Source organism: Chloroflexota bacterium, from assembly GCA_034717495.1.
GTDB lineage: Bacteria > Chloroflexota > Anaerolineae > JAAEKA01 > JAAEKA01 > JAYELL01.
Genome location: JAYELL010000103.1, coordinates 27,919 through 44,319, shown reverse-complemented (window position 1 = coordinate 44,319; position 16,401 = coordinate 27,919). Strand labels below are relative to the sequence as shown.

The following is a 16,401-nucleotide window of genomic DNA, read 5'->3' as shown; positions in this document are numbered from 1 at the left end:
TAGCCGAAGGGTGGCCGCAGATCAATCCAAGAAAAGATCAGCGAAAATCTGCGCCGGAGGCCTGCGTAAATCAGCGGTCCTCTGCACACCAGGTCAGGAGGAATCTAAATGAATCGTACACTTGAGGACAAGATCGCCATCGTCACAGGCAGCGCCCAGGGCCTGGGTGCCTCCCTTGCCCAGCGCCTGGCGACCGAGGGAGCGCATGTGGTCGTGGCCGATCTGAACCACGAAGGCGCAGAAGCAACCGCCGGGGCTATCGCTGCCGGGACCGGTCGGCGCACCATGGCCGTCAAGGTTGACGTGACCGATGAAGAAGCCGTAGCCGCCATGGTTGACCGAACGGTTGAGACCTTTGGGCGACTGGACATCATGGTCTCCAACGCTGGGGTGTTGATCGCCGAGGCAATCGAAAAGTTTCCGGCCGAAAAATGGCGTTTTGTTATGAACGTCAATCTGTTCGGTTACTTCCTCTGCTCGAAGCACGCAGCCCGGGTGATGATCCCTCGTAAAAGTGGGGTGATCATCCAGATTAACTCCAAATCTGGCAAAAAGGGCAGCTATAAAAACTCCGCGTACGCCGCGACCAAGTTCGGCGGGATCGGCCTGACACAGAGCCTGGGCCTGGAACTTGCCGAGCATGGTGTGCGCGCCAATGCCATCTGTCCCGGCAACCTGCTTGATTCACCCCTTTGGGTTGATTCCCTCTACAGCCAATATGCCCGCAACTGGGGCATCAGCGAGGAAGAGGTGCGCCAGAAATACATCGACCAGGTGCCCATGAAGCGAGGTTGCACCTACGAGGATGTGGGCAACGTTCTGGTGTTTCTGGCTTCCGAGCAATCGAGTTACATGACGGGACAGGCCATCAACGTCACCGGTGGTCAGGAGATGCGCTGAGGGAGAATAGCAATGCCGGCAACAGCCAATTTTCTCGCCGTAGACCTGGGAGCCTCAGGTGGTCGGGTCATGCTCGGTCGCTGGGATGGCGCCCGTTTTGCCCTGGAGGAACTGCACCGCTTCCCCAACGGTCCAGTCAACCTGCTTGGACGGCTGCACTGGGATCACTTGCGCCTATGGACTGAAATCAAGCAGGGACTCAGTCGCTATGCCGCTCGCTACGACGAGCCGGCGGCGGGAATCGGCGTCGATACCTGGGGTGTCGATTATGCCCTGCTGGACAGGAACGGAGCCCTGCTGGGAAATCCCTTTCACTATCGGGACCCCGGCACCAATGGAATACTGGAGGAGGCGTTCAAGCGGGTGCCCCGGGATCAGATCTACCAGGTCACCGGCCTCCAGTTCATTCAATTCAATACCCTGTTTCAGCTGCTCAGCCGGAAACTGTCTGAAGATCCCCAATTGGACCTGGCAAAGACCTTGTTGATGACTCCCGACCTGTTTGCCTACTGGTTGACCGGCGAGACCGTGGTGGAATACACCGTAGCTTCCACAAGTCAGATGTTGGATGCCCGAACCCGGCAATGGGCAACGGGGCTGCTCAAACAACTGGAGCTTCCCATGGATATCCTGGCACCGTTGGTGGAACCAGGCAGCGTGGTTGGGCGGCTGCTTCCCGCTGTGGCAGCGGAGCTTGGCTTGAGCCCGGACGTGCCGGTAATTGCCACCGGTAGCCACGATACGGCCAGTGCGGTCGCAGCCGTGCCCGGCCTGGATAGCAAGAGCGCCTATATCAGCAGTGGCACCTGGAGTCTGGTTGGCATGGAGTGGCCCGAACCGGTGATCAATGAACAGGCTCTGGCGCTGGACTTCACCAACGAGGGAGGCGTTGGTGATACTTTTCGACTGCTGAAGAACCTGACAGGACTCTGGCTATTGCAGGAAAGTCGCCGCCAGTGGCAGCGAGAGGGGCGACAGGACCTGGACTGGGGACAACTGATCGACCAGGCTCGCGAGGCGGAACCGCTTCAGAGCCTCATTGATCCCGATGCTGCCGATTTCGCGGCTCCGGGTGACATGCCTGCCGCCATTCGATCCTACTGCCAACGCACCGGGCAAGCAGTCCCGGAGAGCGTTGGCGCCATGGTGCGCTGTTGTCTCGAAAGCCTGGCTTTGAAGTCGATCGGCTTGGTCGATGCGGTCCAGGCTCTGACTGGCAGCCGGGTAGACACCATTCGCATTGTTGGCGGCGGAACGCAGAACCGGCTGCTCAACCAGTTCATCGCCGATGCCTCGGGGCGCCAGGTCGTGGCGGGCCCCGTCGAAGCGACAGCCCTGGGCAACATCATGATCCAGGCCATTGCCACGGGCCATCTCGATAGTATCGCCGCTGGGCGTCAGGCCGTTGCCGAATCCACCGGGCGGGACAGGTATGAACCGCTGCCGGATAGCCGCTGGAAGGAAGGCTTCGAGCGACTGAACAGCCTGGCTGTGTGAGAAATGGCTTCGCCCTGGCAAGGTTGCATATTATGATGTAAGGACCGTCGGTACTTCCAAGAACTCAGATTGGTCCAGTTTCGAAATACTGGACCAATCTTTTGGTTACGGCATCAGTATCACCTTGATGGACTGCTCCCCGGTCGACACCAGGTTGATGCCCTCCTGGAACGAGGCCAGAGGAAGTTGGTGGGTAACAATAAGATCCATCGGCAGGCGGCCCTTCTGCAGCATGTCGATGGCGATGGGATAGCAGTAGGGGCTGAGATGGGAGCCGTGAATATTCAGCTCCTTGCTGTCACCGATGATGGTCCAGTCTACTGTCACCGGCTCGCGCATGACGCTAAACTCGACAAAGGTACCCAGCTTGCGGATCATATGCAGGCCCTGCTCAACCGCCGCCGGATGCCCGGAGGCCTCGATGTAAACGTCGCAACCGTAGCCATCGGTCAGTTGGCGTACCTCGTCCACTACGTCCGTCGTGCCGGGGTTTAGGGTCAGGTCGGCGCCGCAGGCTTTGGCCACAGCCAGGCGCTCCTCCCGCAGGTCGACAGCAACGAGCAGGCCGGGGTTCTTCAGCCGGGCCGCAGCTACCATGCCCAGTCCCAAGGGACCGGCTCCGGCGACCACTACTACATCGCCCAACTCGATCTCCCCCCGCTGCACGGCGTGGATCGAGCAGGCCAGAGGCTCAATGAAGGCGGCGTACTGGACGGGAAGTGCGGTGGGCACCTTGTAGTTAATAGCGTCGGCCGGGAAGCGCATGAACTGGGCCATGGCGCCAAAGGCCCGCTGACGGAAACCGTAAATGTCGTGTTTGTCCTGGCACATCCAGTATTGGCCACGTTTGCAGAAGCGGCACTGCCAGCAGGGCACGATCTGCTCGGAAACCGCCAGGTCGCCCAGGGTCAGGCCATATTTCTGGCCGGCGTCCGCACCGAGGGCCACCACCTCGCCAGCGAACTCGTGACCTGGAATCACCGGTGGCTGGCAGTACCCCTCCCGATGCTCATCTCCCCAGAAAAGTGGGGCGCCCAGGTAACATTTCAGGTCGCTGGCGCAGATGCCCACCGCCTTGACCCGGATCACAACCTCCTCAGGCCCAGGCGCGGGGACAGGCCATTCATCCAGGCGGTAATCGCCTGGGCCGTGGCAGATAATGGCCGGCATGGTTTTGGGTAGCGGCTCGTGCGCGTCGTAGTTCATTGTACTCTCTTCCGTGCGCGGCTAATACAACACCTCGGCGTTGGTCATCTTGTAGTGCACGTGGCGCAGCTTGTCGACAATGGGCAGGTTGTAGGGGCAGCGGGGTTCACAGTCGCCACAATCGCTGCAGGCATCGGCCCTGACTGGCAAGGCATCATAGCCGGCGACAGCCCGGTCCTGGTTGCCAAACCAGAAACGCAGGGAATTGCGAAGCCAGTAGTCGCCAGGATTACGCACCACGCCATCCCACATCTGGCGGTCGAAACGCCCTTCCATTTCGAAGACCAGGGGGATGTTGATGTTTTCCGGGCAGGGCAGGCATTTGTCGCACAGCCGGCAGACATAGTTGCCCAACTCAGGGGCATCGAAAACCCATTGATCCCGTTCCTCATCGCTCAACGGCGAATAGGTCGCGGCGTACCCCAGATCCATATCGAGATACTCCAGGGTGTTCATGCCGGCCACCATGACATGGATGGGCAGGCTCCAGGCGTAGCGAAATGCCATCTCCGCCGATCGCCACAGATACCCATCCCCGACCGCCTTCATGCCAACCACCCCGACCCCCTTTTCCAGGGCCAGCGGCAGCAGAGTTTCCTCGATCAACGGGAAATTGAAACGATCGTAATAGTTGAAGCCGGTCATGATCACGTCGAAGGGATAGCGTTTCAGGGCTTCGATCATGAGTTCGGGATATCCATGGTTGGATATCCCGATGAAACGGACCTTGCCAGCGTCCCGAGCCTCCTCGGCTGCTCTGATGGCACCATCGGGCGCGAGAATTGCGTCCAGCCCGGAGAAATCCTGCACATGGTGCATAAACAGGATGTCTACGTGGTCTGTTTGCAGATTGGCGAGGCTGCTTTCGATGATCGGGGTGGCGCCGGCCGCGTCTCGCGCATGGCATTTGGTGGCCAGGATGCAATCCTCTCTCCGGGCGGCCATGATCGGACCGACCTTGCGTTCAGACTCGCCATCGCCATATTCGGCGGCGGTCTCCACATAGTTGCCACCTGCATCCAGATACTTGTTGAGAAGAAGATCGACATCGCTGGCGCTGATCTCCAGGAGGTGGAACCCGCCGAAACCGAGAATTGATACGTCGAGGCCGGTGCGGCCCAGGGTGCGTTTTTCCATGAGTCTGTGTCCTTGCTCCGCGTGGTCGGGAAGAGAGATTGGTTGCGAAAAGTCACGCCAACTATAGCCGGGGGTGTGGCATCTGTCAAGCGATGGCAAAAGGAGGGCACGCACGTTGACAGCCTGGCCATCCTGGTTATACTCGATAGTAGGCGCTTACGCAATCAAGATCGACAGGTGCAAATGTTGGCAATTCCCCTCTGCCATTGACAATCGACCATTCACAATTGGCAATTGGCCATTAGCTAGTCGTCCAATCGTCCCCGGAAATGCCAGGAGGATCATATGTCTCCTCAACACCTCACAGCCAGCGAAGCATTGACCTATCGAGGCGAGGCGTTGCGCGCCGTGGCCCTGCCCTTGGGTGGCATCGGGACCGGCAGCGTGGCACTGGCCGGCGACGGCGGCCTGCGCCAATGGCAGATCGGAAACAACGTCAATCATGATGCCCACGTTCCGGACAGCTTTTTCGCCATTTGGGCCGGTTGTGGGGAGGGAGAGCAGGGCGCCGTGGTGCTGCAGAGCGACTCGCTGTACAAGGATGGCGCCTTCCAGCCTGCGCCCAGCGTCAGCGATCACCTGGTTCCCGAGGGCTCGCGGCGACTCCTGAGTCACCTGCCCGGGGTGGATGGCCTGCAGATCAGGGCCCAATACCCCATCGTGGAGGTGGCCTATCAAAGCAATGCCCTGCCGGTTGCGGTGCAGATGGAGGCTTTCAGCCCCTTTTTGCCCCTCAACAGCCACGATTCCGGGCTGCCTGCCGTTCTCTTCAACTTCACAGTAAACAATCCTGGGGAGCAGTCCGCTGAGGTCTCCCTGCTGGCAGCCCAGCAGAACCTGGTGGGCTGGGACGGCAGGACCCGCATCGACGGGGTGTGCGATCCCGGCTACGGCGGCAACATCAACGGCATGGTGCATCTGCGGGAGCTGGAGGTGTTGGACATGGGCAACACCCGGCTGGAGCAAGGGCATCCGGCCAACGGACGCCTGGCGCTGGCTGCGCTCAGGCAGCCGGGGGACGAGATCAGTACCCTGCTTCAATGGCACTCACCGCGGCAGCTATGGGATCAGTTCAGCAAACACCGCGGTCGTTTGCCTGATCGAGGCGGCAGTGGCGCCAGCCCGGCCGGGCAAACCTGGAACGGGGCGCTGGCGGTGCATTTCGAGCTGGCGCCGGGGGCGAGCCGGACGGTGCCGCTGGTGCTGGCCTGGTATTTTCCCAACCGCTACCTGACGTGGGACCAGCGCAACATGGGCATTGCCGATCGCAAGAGCCGTTTTTGGCTGGGCAATCAGTACAACAACCGGTTTGACAGCGCCCTGGCTGTGGTTGAATACATGCGGGACCACTACGAGCGCCTGGTGGCGGAAACCCGCCTGTATCGTGACCGCTTTTTCGACAGCACCTTGCCATGGCAGTTGCTGGAATCTGTGGCTGGGCCGATCTCCACCATTCGCACACCCACTTGTCTCTGGAACGAGGACGGCCGGTTCCACGGCTTCGAGGGCTGCCATGGCGCAAGCACCGTTCATGGGGAAATGGAAGGGTGTTGCCCCTTGAACTGCACCCATGTCTGGAACTACGAAATGGCCCTGGCCAGGCTCTTCCCCGACCTGGAACGCAGCATGCGCCACACTGACCTGGTGGAGCAGATGAGTCCCCAGGGCGCCATTCCTCACCGAACTCCCCTGCCTCTCTACCTGTCCCGGCCCTGGAGTGAATTCATTGGCGGACCGCGCAACCCGGCCATGGACGGCGAACTGGGCACGGTGCTCAAGACCTACCGGGAAGTGCGCCACGGTGCTGAGCGATCCTGGTTCGATAAGATGTGGCCGCGGATCAGGAAGCTGATGCAGCACATGATGGACGACTACGACACGGAAGGGGACGGCGTCATTCGCGGTGAGCAACCCAACACCTACGACATCTCGATCTATGGTCCCAACACCTTCATCGGCAGCCTCTACCTGGCTGCCCTGCGCGCTGCCGAGGAGATGGCCAGACTTCAGGGCGAAGAGGATCTGGCCCGCTGCTATCGCGGGCGTTTTGAGTTGGGCAGCAAGAACTACGATCGATTGTGCTGGAATGGCGAGTACTACATCCAGGTTGTCGACTTGGAGCAGCACGCGGAGCAACAGTACGGCAGCGGCTGCCATATCGACCAGTTGCTGGGCCAGTGGTGGGCCCATGTACTTGATCTGGGCTATCTCCTGCCAGAAAAACATGTCAAGACAGCTGTCCTGAATATCTTCAACTTCAACCGGCGCCAGGGTTTCAAAAAGGCTGATCAAAAGCCACGCATCTACATGGATGAGCGGGACAAAGGCCTCTACATCTGCACCTGGCCCCACGGCGGCAAGCCCGAGATCCCCACCCAGTACAGCGACGAGGTCTGGAGCGGCCTGGAATACCCGCTGGCCTGCCTGTTGCTCTACGAAGGGTTTATCGAGCCGGCCCTGACCATGCTGGCCGACATCCGCCAGCGCCACGACGGTAGCCGCCGCAGTCCCTGGAACGAGGTGGAGTGCGGCGATCATTACGTGCGCCCGATGGCCAGTTGGGTGCTGCTGGAGGCGGCAACAGGCTATCGCTATGACGCCACGCGCGGGAGCCTGGCCTTCGCGCCCCGACTTGGCCCGGACAGCTTGCGCAGTTTCTTCGTCACCGGCAGCGGCTGGGGCGTTTTCAGCCAGTCCGGCGATTGCGCCCGGCTTGGCCTGGACCACGGCAGCCTCAGGCTGAAAGAGTTATGCCTGAAGACCGGCCGCGCCGATGCCGCAGTCCACCTGGGTGAGCAGGCCGTCGCTACTGATATCGAGCGAATCGACGGCCTCATGCGACTGCGTTTTGCCGAGCCGCTCACCGTTGCCGCGGGGGAAGCGCTGACAGTGACCTTCGCCTGAGATTGCGCCCGGAGTTGCCCCTTATGCCCAGAACGACAGTTCACATGATCGGTCAGGCCCACCTGGACCCTGTATGGCTCTGGCGTTGGACCGAAGGGCGGGCCGAGGCCCTGGCTACCAGCCAGTCAGCCGTCGATCGGCTGCACGAGTATCCCGATTTCCAATTCGTGCGCGGCGAGGCCCAGATCTATCGATGGATCGAGCAGGAGAATCCTCATCTCCTCGACCAGATTGTAGAATTCATCCGCCAGGGTCGCTGGCACGTTGTGAACGGCATGATCGTTCAGCCCGACATGAACCTGCCGCAAGGCGAGTCCTTTGTGCGCCACGTTCTTCTGGGCAAGGCCGTCATGCGCGAACGCCTCGGGACCGAGCCACGCATTGCCTATTGTGTGGATAGTTTTGGCCATGCCGGCACACTGCCGCAGATTTTGAAGAAGTGTGGTTTCGACGCCTATGTCTTCATGCGGCCCGGCCCACACGAGAAAGAGCTGCCGGCGCAGGCCTTCTGGTGGCAGGCACCCGACGGCAGCCGCGTTCTGGCCTTTCGCATCACAGCCTCCTACACCTCGCGCACCGGTGACCAGGCAAAGCATATCCAGCAGGCGGTGGATGCCAAACCCACCGGGCTCAGCCACACCATGTGCTTCTTTGGCCTGGGCAATCATGGCGGCGGCCCCACCAGGCAGCAGATCGAAAACGTGCAGGCCATCGCTGGCACCCACTCCGATCTGGATATTCGCTTCAGCTCCCCGCAGGCCTACTTTTCCTCCATACGGCCGCAAGCCGATATCTTGCCGGTAGTGGCGGAGGAGCTCCAGTTCCATGCCGTGGGTTGCTACTCCGCCAACAGCGCGCTCAAGCGCGCTCACCGCCAGGCTGAATGCCACCTGCTCGTCGCCGAGCGCATGGCAGTCATGGCCCAACTGTGGGCCGGGCGATCTGCGCCGATGCAGAGCCTGCGGACTCTGTGGCAGGACCTGTGCTTCAACCAGTTCCACGATACACTGGGTGGCTGCTCTATCAAGGAAGCAGAGGACGATACCATCATGGCGCTGGGCCGGGTCATTTTAGGCGCCGACGAGATCGCCAACAGCGCCGGCCGTGCCATTGCCGCCGGCATCGACACGGAGGGGCCAGGCGGCACCCTGGTCCTTTTCAATCCCTTCCCCTACCCATCAACCCGCTATGTGGAATATGAGCCCTGGACCGAATGGCAGCGTTGGCAGGATGGCCACTGGGGCCTGCTCGATGAAAAGGGGCAGGCTGTTGTCCATCAATTGATCGAGACTCATGAGGCTCTCAGCAGATCCGATCACGGCCTCGACCGCATCCTCTTCCAGGCCAAATTGCCGCCGCTGGGCTACCGGGTCTACCGCTTCGCACCGGGCCTGCAGCATGCCAACGCCGCTCCCGTCGCCCACGCCACCCCCACCACGCTGCAGAACGAACGACTGTCCGTGCGCCTGGACCCGAGCACCGGTGTCATTGTTTCGTGTGTGGACAAAGCCAGCGGCCTGGAGTTGGTATCCTCCAGGGGCTGGAACGTGGCCCAGGTACTGGAGGATACCAGCGATACCTGGTCCCACGACGTTCGCCGCTTCGGCAAGGTCGTCGGCCATTTTGGCAATGCTCGTATCTCCGTCTGCGATGACGGGCCCCTGCAGGCGTCGCTGTTGGTCGGACGCAGCTACGAAGGCAGCACCTGGCTCCAGCAGATCATCCTGCGCCAGGGCCGGGCAGAGATTCTCATTCGCAACTGGCTCCATTGGCAAGGCCGTTGGCGAATGATCAAGCTGGCCTTCGATCTCCCTACCGATCTTCCCCAGGCGACCCACGACGTGCCTTTTGGCTGGTGTAACCGTCCCTGCGATGGCGCTGAGGTACCCACCCAGATGTGGATGGACGTCAGCGGCCCTGCCCGCGGGCACCCGGAGCAGCGGGTGGGATTGGCGTTGATAGACGACGGCAAGTACGGTTGCGATGTGGCCGGCAGCATGCTGCGACTGACCATCCTGCGGTCCCCTCCCTATGCCTACCATCAACCCCACCTCCCGGGATCCAAGAAACATTACGACTGGATCGACCAGGGCTTGCAGCAATTCACCCTGGTGCTGTCGCCCCACGCGGGAGATTGGCGCGATGCGCAAGTGGTCCGGCGGGCCCGCGAGATCAACCTGCCCGTCGTGCCAATCACCATGCATTGCCACCCGGGCCCGCGTCCTGCCATCGCCTCCCTGGCAACTCTTTCCTCACCAGAGCTGGAGCTGACAGCCCTGAAACCAGCCGAGGACGGTGACGGCTTTATCGTTCGCATTGCCGACCGTCACGGCCGGGGTGGCGCCGGGAAACTGAGCTGGCAGGATCTGAGCTTCCCGCTGACCGTCGCACCCAGGGAGGTGATTACCCTGCGCCTGTCGTCGGGCAGAGGCCGCTGGCAGGCCAACCTATGTGATATGATCGAGAAGCCACTCTGACGTGAGCGAGACAAAAATCAAGGCACCCTTCTTCCGGCCATTGCCGCTGGGTAGCATCCGTCCCGACGGCTGGCTGAGGCAACAGCTTCTGATTCAGGCCAACGGGCTGAGTGGAAAGCTGGATGAGTTCTGGCCCGATGTCAGGGACAGCCGCTGGTTCGGCGGACACACGGAGGGCTGGGAGCGGGCGCCCTACTGGCTGGACGGCCTGATCCCGCTGGCGTTCCTGTTGGATGATGACGCGCTCAAGGGCAAGGTCACCCGCTACATGAACACCATCATCGGCCGCCAGCACGAGGACGGCTGGCTCGGTCCGCGGGCTATGGTGATCGCTGGCGGGAAGGAGGAAGACCAACGCTATGACCTCTGGGGCCAGTTCCTGGCCACCAAGGTGCTTGTGCAGTATTACGACGCCACGGGAGACGAACGCGCCATCACAGCACTCGAAAGAGCGCTGCGCAAGGTTGACGAGCACATCGATCTCGCACCGCTGTTCAACTGGGGACAGTTTCGCTGGTTTGAGGCGCTGATTGCCATCTATTGGCTCTATGAGAGGAACGGCCAGCCATGGCTGCTGGACCTGGCCGTCAAGCTGCAAGCCCAGGGATTCGACTGGGGCTGCTTCTTCGATCGCTGGCCTCTGTCCGGACCTACGCCAAAGGGCCGCTGGAATTTCATGGGGCACGTCGTCAACAACGCCATGGCGATCAAATCCCATGGACTATGGTGGCAGATGAGCGGTGATGATCGTGACCGGCAGGCCGTTTATGACATGATGGAAAAACTGGACCGCCATCACGGCATGGCAACGGGCCTGTTTTCGGGAGATGAGTGTCTGGCTGGAAAGAACCCTTCCCAGGGCACCGAGCTTTGCGCGGTCGTGGAGCAGATGTTTTCGCTGGAGGTGCTGCTTTCAATCATGGGCGACCCTCGCTTCGGCGACCGTCTGGAGAAGATCGCTTTCAACGCCCTGCCGGCGACCTTTTCGCCCGACATGTGGTCGCACCAGTATGATCAGCAGGTCAACCAGGTGGAGTGCAGCGTGAAAGAGGGCCGCATCTGGACCACCAACGGGCCCGAGGCGAACATTTTCGGTGTGGATCCAAACTACGGCTGCTGTACTGCAAATCTCAGCCAGGGCTGGCCCAAATTCGCCTCGCATCTCTGGATGCAGACGGCAGATGGCGGCATTGCGGCAGTCGCTTATGCACCCAGCCAGGTCAGCCTGGAGATCCATGGGACCGCGATCTGCGTTAAGCTGGACACCGACTATCCATTCCGGGATACCCTGACCTTCACGGTGACCAGCGGCCGGGAGCTGCGCTTCCCACTGCACCTTCGAGTGCCCTCGTGGGCAGAAGGGGCGCGCATCCGGATCGGGCATGAGACGATGCGCCCGGAGCCAGGAACATTTCACCCTATCGAGCGCCAGTGGACCGGCACAACCACAGTCGTTTTAACATTGCCAATGTCTCCCACCTTGAGGCATCGCCCGAATAATGCCATCGCCATCGAACGGGGGCCGTTGCTCTACGCCCTTGGAATCGGTGAGGATTGGCAACGAATTCATGAAGACCTGCCCTACCGGGAATTGCCCCACGCCGATTGGGAGGTTTATCCGACAACGACCTGGAACTACGCCCTCGATGTGAATGAGGAGACGCTTCCAGAAGACGCGGAAGTGATTGAACATCCCCTGGGGAACTGCCCATTTTCCCCGGAGGGTGCTCCTGTCCGCATGCACGTGAAGGGCCGGCGAGTTCCCCACTGGCAGGTAGAAGAGGGCTCTGCACAGCAAGTACCGGACAGCCCGGTCGCAACGGAAGAGCCGATAGAGGAATTGCAGTTGATCCCCTACGGGTGCACGAATCTTCGCATCGCCGAATTTCCCGTGGTCCAAGGGAAGACCCCATGAAATTGGTGAGACTTATCTTCACAGAATCGTTCAAGGAGCCAAACCGATGAATGAGCTCAATCTTTTCAACCTGGGATTAGGAAGCCTTCCGCTGCTTTCCAACGCCGAGACCCGCTCGATCTCCGCGGAGAACCCAACGGGAGAAAAGGGTGGTGGCGCCAGGGCGACTGTGCCCGACCAGCAGGCGATCGCTGCCCGCACGGAGGGCACGCCCACCGGGCTGCCTCCACACTTCAGGGAACATCCGGCCTCCATGCTGGGCAGCGGCTGGAAGGTGGAGCCATGCATCATGTCGCTGAAACCGGGCGTCACCACGCTGGCTGACATCGAGGGACCAGGTATCATCCAGCACATCTGGATCACCGCACATCCCAGGGCCTACCGGGACACGATCCTTCGATTCCATTGGGATGAGGAAGAGCATCCCTCGGTCGAGGTGCCGTTGGGCGACTTCTTCTGCAACGGGCACGGGCTACGCTACAACGTCAACTCGCTGGCTGTGGCGGTTAACCCCTCAGGCGGTTTCAACTGCTACTGGCCGATGCCCTTCCGCAAGCGGGCCAGAGTTAGCATCGAGAGTCAGCATCGGGAACCACTTGGGGAATTCTTCTACCAGATTACCTACGCGCTGACCGATGTTCCCCAAAGCGCTGCTTACTTCCATGCCCAGTGGCGGCGCTCAATGACAACACGGGGAGAACCGCAACACATCATCCTGGAAAATGTACAGGGACAGGGCCACTACGTGGGAACCTTTCTGGCCTGGACGCAATTCTCCAACGGTTGGTGGGGCGAGGGCGAGGTCAAGTTCTACATGGATGGTGACGAGGATTATCCCACGATCTGTGGTACCGGCACGGAGGACTATTTTGGCGGAGCGTGGTGTTTCGGCGATGAGACCTATTCGACGCCCTTCCTGGGCTATCCCCTCTTTCACAAGGAGCCGGGCGAGGTCCCGCGGCACGGTCTCTACCGCTGGCACATACTGGATCCCGTTCGCTTCCAACGCGATCTAAGAGTGACCGTCCAGGCACTTGGTTGGTGGCCCGGCGAGAAGTTCGAGCCCCTCACCGATGACATCGCCTCGGCCGCCTACTGGTACCAGAGCGAACCCCATGCGGTGTTCCCCGAGCTGCTGCCCGTTCACGAGCGTTGGTCGCGTTAGCAGGGGCATGAATGGCGGCTGGATCCATCTCTCAGTCAAACCCTGTCGTCGCAGCGTCATTCATGCCATTTCGGCCGTCCACCGGGGCACAGACGGTCTGTGCCCCAGCGTTGAGGGTCCGTAGCGATGTAGGCACGCACATTTTCCAGTTCGCGTTGCCCGCGTACGATGCGGTCCCGGAAATTCCGTTGCCAGAGTTTTCCTGCTGGGGCAAGATCGGCCCGCTTTGCCCTCCGGCTCACTTCGGCCTTGTACCTGCCGACCAGGGTCGAGATTGATCCGGCGATGGGTCTCGCAAATTGGCGCTGCGCCGCCGCGGGTTGATCTCTAGGCTCGACCAGGATCTGCAAGAGCGCGTGTACATGGTTGGGCATGATGACATAAACGTCCAGTTCGACATGAGAATGATTGGCCATAACATCGTGCCAGCAGTGACCCGCGATCATGCCGAGGGCGCTCAGATGCATGTCTCCATCAGCTACACAGCCGAACAGTGGTTGCCGGTCATGGACGCAAATGGTAACGAAATACGCGCCAGTCGCGGTGTAATCATGGGTGGGATGACGCATGGAATTTGGGCGTTTTTTGCCGGTATAAGGAGGTATCATTGCATTCTCAGCTTGCCGAAGGACTGACCGAGCCCGCTGGAAAGCGTGCATTCGCATCGGCGTGGCGGCGGGTCGCCCTTGTTATCTTTCACCCGAGAACCCCGCCTGCTTTGAAAACGTAGGCGTGTTGGCAAAGCGTTTCGGCAGGCAAGACCGGGGGAGGGGCGATTACGATACGATCATCCACGGTTTCCCAACTAAGCTCTTTGCTCACTCCCAACAGACTCACGGAAAGTTGGTCGTTGCCCTTCAGACCAGTGATTATCAGATCGCCCTGCGGCCATTCTGTGCATATGGCATACAAGTCCTCTCCCTTGACCGTGAACAGGACTGAAGCAAGGTTGCTGTCAACGCTGGTTTTCTGCCTGCGCCAGGCCTTTGTGCCGTAAATAGCCTCGCCGTTCACCCTTAGCCAATCACCGACTTCCAGCAGGCGCTGCTGCATGATCAACGGTATCCGACCATCTGCCGTCGGCCCCACATTGAGCAGGAAGTTCCCCCCTCTGCTGACAACATGGACGAGCTCGTGGATGAGCTGTCTGGCGGTGCTGTAATCCTCGATGTTTTCGGCCCGGTTAAACCCGTAGGAGCCACCTATGCCACGGCTTTCCTCCCAGGGATGCCCGGGCCCGACCAAAGCGGTGTCACCATACTCGCTGGAATAATAGTCCCCGTGTTTTCCCGGCATATCTTTGGCCCAGCGGTCATTGACGACCACTTCCTCTCTGTTAGCAGCCTGGTTGTAGAGCCAGGCCAGGAATTCCCTGGTTTTCCAGTGGTCTTCGCTACCGTCCCACTCGCCGCCGTCAGCGTAGATCAAGCTTGGCTGGTAGGCCGTCACCAGCTCCTTCAGTTGGGGCAGCAGGTGACCATCCACATATTCATCTTCAGGGATACCATATTTTTCGATGGTTTCTCTCCTGAGAAAGTATCCTGACTCAGTTCGGTGGGTAGGATTGCTTTCCCATTCTATGATGGAGTAGTAGAGTCCCATTCTCAGGCCCTCTCTTCTCACAGCATCTGCCAGGTCACCGACCAGATCTCTCCTGGGACCGGTGGCCAGGCTGTTCCAGTTCTCCTTGTACGGGCTTTTTGTGGGCCAGAGGCAGAATCCGTCGTGGTGTTTGGCGGTCAGTACGACGTACCTGGCACCTGACCGGCGAAACAGCTCGGCCCAGGAGGCGGGATCGAACAGTTCGGCCCTGAACAATGGAGCAAAATCTCTATACTCGAAGTCCTGGCCGTAGTTCTTTTTGTGAAACTCGCGCCCTCCGTTATCCAGGTCATCGATTACGCTGGCGTAATACCATTCAGCGTACGACGCATAGAGCGTCTTCCCCACAGGCCGCCAGGCGGGAACGGAATAGACTCCCCAATGGACAAAGATTCCGAATTTGGCCTGGTTGAACCATGGGGGAATCGGCCTGCTGTCCAATGAGTCCCACGTCGCTTCGTGATGTTGTGTTTGAATCATCGAAAATTGCGTCCTCATTCGCTGTGTGGCCAGTTGTTCCTGCGCCAATCGAACCAAGCTTAACTGGAAAGGGAGGCGCTGTCAAGGCGTTTGTAGTTCAAGCCCTGCTATGGTATCCTTAAAGCTGCTCGAATACCCACAATGGCTACCCTACCGTCGAAACTGCACTAGCACCATGGCTAAAGATTGAACATGACGCGATATTTGCTGGGCAGGATAGCTGGGCTCATCTTCGCAATCTTCGCTGCCTCCCTCATCACTTTCCTCTTGATGCACTCGGTCCCAGGCGGACCTTTTGACGAGACAAAAATGCCACTGCCGGCAGAGGCCAAGGCCAATATCATGCGCAAATATGGTCTTGACAAGCCAGTACTGGAGCAATACGCGCGCTATATGTGGAACGCTTTCCAAGGGGATTTTGGTATTCCCTTTCAGAGCCCCACGGAGACAGTGACCGAACTGATCGGGCGAGTGTGGATTCCTACATTGCAGCTGGGCTTGATGACGGTTCTTCTGTCTTATTCGCTGGGCTTGACCCTGGGAATCGTCGCGGCACTGCGCCAGAATTCATGGCTGGATTATTCCGTATCCCTCTTCGCCACTTCAGGTATGACGGTACCGAGCTTTGTGATCGCTACCTGGCTGATACTTATCTTCGCCGTGCGGCTGCGCTGGCTGCCCACCGGAGGGTGGGGTGAGCCAAAGCACTACATCATGCCGGTACTCGCCTACGCGCTGTTGCCGATGGCAATGGTGGCCCGCTACACCCGGGTCAGCATGCTGGAGGTCTTGCACGCCGATTATGTGCGCACCGCCCGTAGCAAAGGGATGAAAGAGCGCTCGGTCGTTCTGGGCCACGTTTTCAAGAATGCCGCGATTCCCCTGATTACCGTGTTGATCGTGTTCATTCCCGACCTGATGACCGGCTCTATCTTCATAGAGTCGGTGTTCAGGATTCCCGGATTAGGACGGTTCTTCGTCACAAGCACCTTTGAGCGGGATTACCCCATGATCATGGCCCTTATTCTTCTGATTGCAGTGCTGTGGGGAGTAACCTATCTGATCAGTGATGTCCTGCTGACCATAGTGGACCCACGGGTACGGTTGAAGGATTAAAT

At 59.9% G+C, this 16,401-nt stretch carries 11 protein-coding genes; 7 read left to right on the top strand and 4 right to left on the bottom strand.

What is annotated here, in order from left to right; all coding sequences use genetic code 11:
* Window positions 1–108 precede the first annotated feature (108 nt).
* Together srlD and U9R25_18515 are read left to right on the top strand one after the other, a co-directional pair.
* Window positions 109–900, top strand: a complete 792-nt coding sequence (srlD, locus tag U9R25_18520) for a sorbitol-6-phosphate dehydrogenase (GenBank protein ID MEA3337892.1) — start codon at window positions 109–111, stop codon at window positions 898–900.
* 12 nt (window positions 901–912) lie between these two features.
* Complete coding sequence (locus tag U9R25_18515) at window positions 913–2,397, top strand: rhamnulokinase family protein (GenBank protein MEA3337891.1); 1,485 nt, start codon at window positions 913–915, stop codon at window positions 2,395–2,397.
* A 105-nt stretch (window positions 2,398–2,502) separates the two neighbouring features.
* Here the strand turns inward: U9R25_18515 and U9R25_18510 are convergent, their stop codons facing one another.
* Together U9R25_18510 and U9R25_18505 are read right to left on the bottom strand one after the other, a co-directional pair.
* Window positions 2,503–3,603, bottom strand: a complete 1,101-nt coding sequence (locus U9R25_18510; GenBank protein MEA3337890.1) for an alcohol dehydrogenase catalytic domain-containing protein — start codon at window positions 3,601–3,603, stop codon at window positions 2,503–2,505.
* Between the two features lie 21 nt (window positions 3,604–3,624).
* Window positions 3,625–4,740, bottom strand: coding sequence for an aldo/keto reductase (locus U9R25_18505; protein MEA3337889.1), 1,116 nt, complete (start codon window positions 4,738–4,740; stop codon window positions 3,625–3,627).
* A 285-nt stretch (window positions 4,741–5,025) separates the two neighbouring features.
* Between U9R25_18505 and U9R25_18500 the strand changes: the two genes are divergently transcribed.
* Genes U9R25_18500 through U9R25_18485 form a run of 4 tightly spaced genes read left to right on the top strand, consistent with a single transcriptional unit; the run spans window position 5,026 to window position 13,201 of the window.
* Entirely contained in the window at window positions 5,026–7,644 is a 2,619-nt protein-coding gene (locus U9R25_18500) for a GH116 family glycosyl-hydrolase (GenBank protein MEA3337888.1), read from the top strand.
* Window positions 7,645–7,667: 23 nt separating this feature from the next.
* On the top strand, window positions 7,668–10,121 hold the full coding sequence (locus tag U9R25_18495) for a glycoside hydrolase family 38 C-terminal domain-containing protein (protein MEA3337887.1): 2,454 nt from the start codon (window positions 7,668–7,670) through the stop codon (window positions 10,119–10,121).
* 1 nt (window position 10,122) lies between these two features.
* Window positions 10,123–12,036 (top strand): glycoside hydrolase family 127 protein, encoded by a 1,914-nt coding sequence (locus U9R25_18490; protein ID MEA3337886.1) that lies wholly within the window; start codon window positions 10,123–10,125, stop codon window positions 12,034–12,036.
* 46 nt (window positions 12,037–12,082) lie between these two features.
* A complete protein-coding gene (locus tag U9R25_18485; GenBank protein ID MEA3337885.1) occupies window positions 12,083–13,201 on the top strand; it encodes a glycoside hydrolase family 172 protein in 1,119 nt (372 codons plus the stop codon).
* A 56-nt stretch (window positions 13,202–13,257) separates the two neighbouring features.
* Here U9R25_18485 and U9R25_18480 read toward each other — a convergent pair whose 3' ends face one another.
* On the bottom strand, window positions 13,258–13,809 hold the full coding sequence (locus U9R25_18480) for a transposase (GenBank protein ID MEA3337884.1): 552 nt from the start codon (window positions 13,807–13,809) through the stop codon (window positions 13,258–13,260).
* 88 nt (window positions 13,810–13,897) lie between these two features.
* On the bottom strand, window positions 13,898–15,283 hold the full coding sequence (locus U9R25_18475; protein ID MEA3337883.1) for an alpha-L-fucosidase: 1,386 nt from the start codon (window positions 15,281–15,283) through the stop codon (window positions 13,898–13,900).
* 192 nt (window positions 15,284–15,475) lie between these two features.
* On the opposite strand from U9R25_18475, the gene U9R25_18470 reads away from it, so the two are divergent.
* Window positions 15,476–16,399, top strand: coding sequence for an ABC transporter permease (locus U9R25_18470; protein ID MEA3337882.1), 924 nt, complete (start codon window positions 15,476–15,478; stop codon window positions 16,397–16,399).
* Window positions 16,400–16,401: the final 2 nt, after the last annotated feature.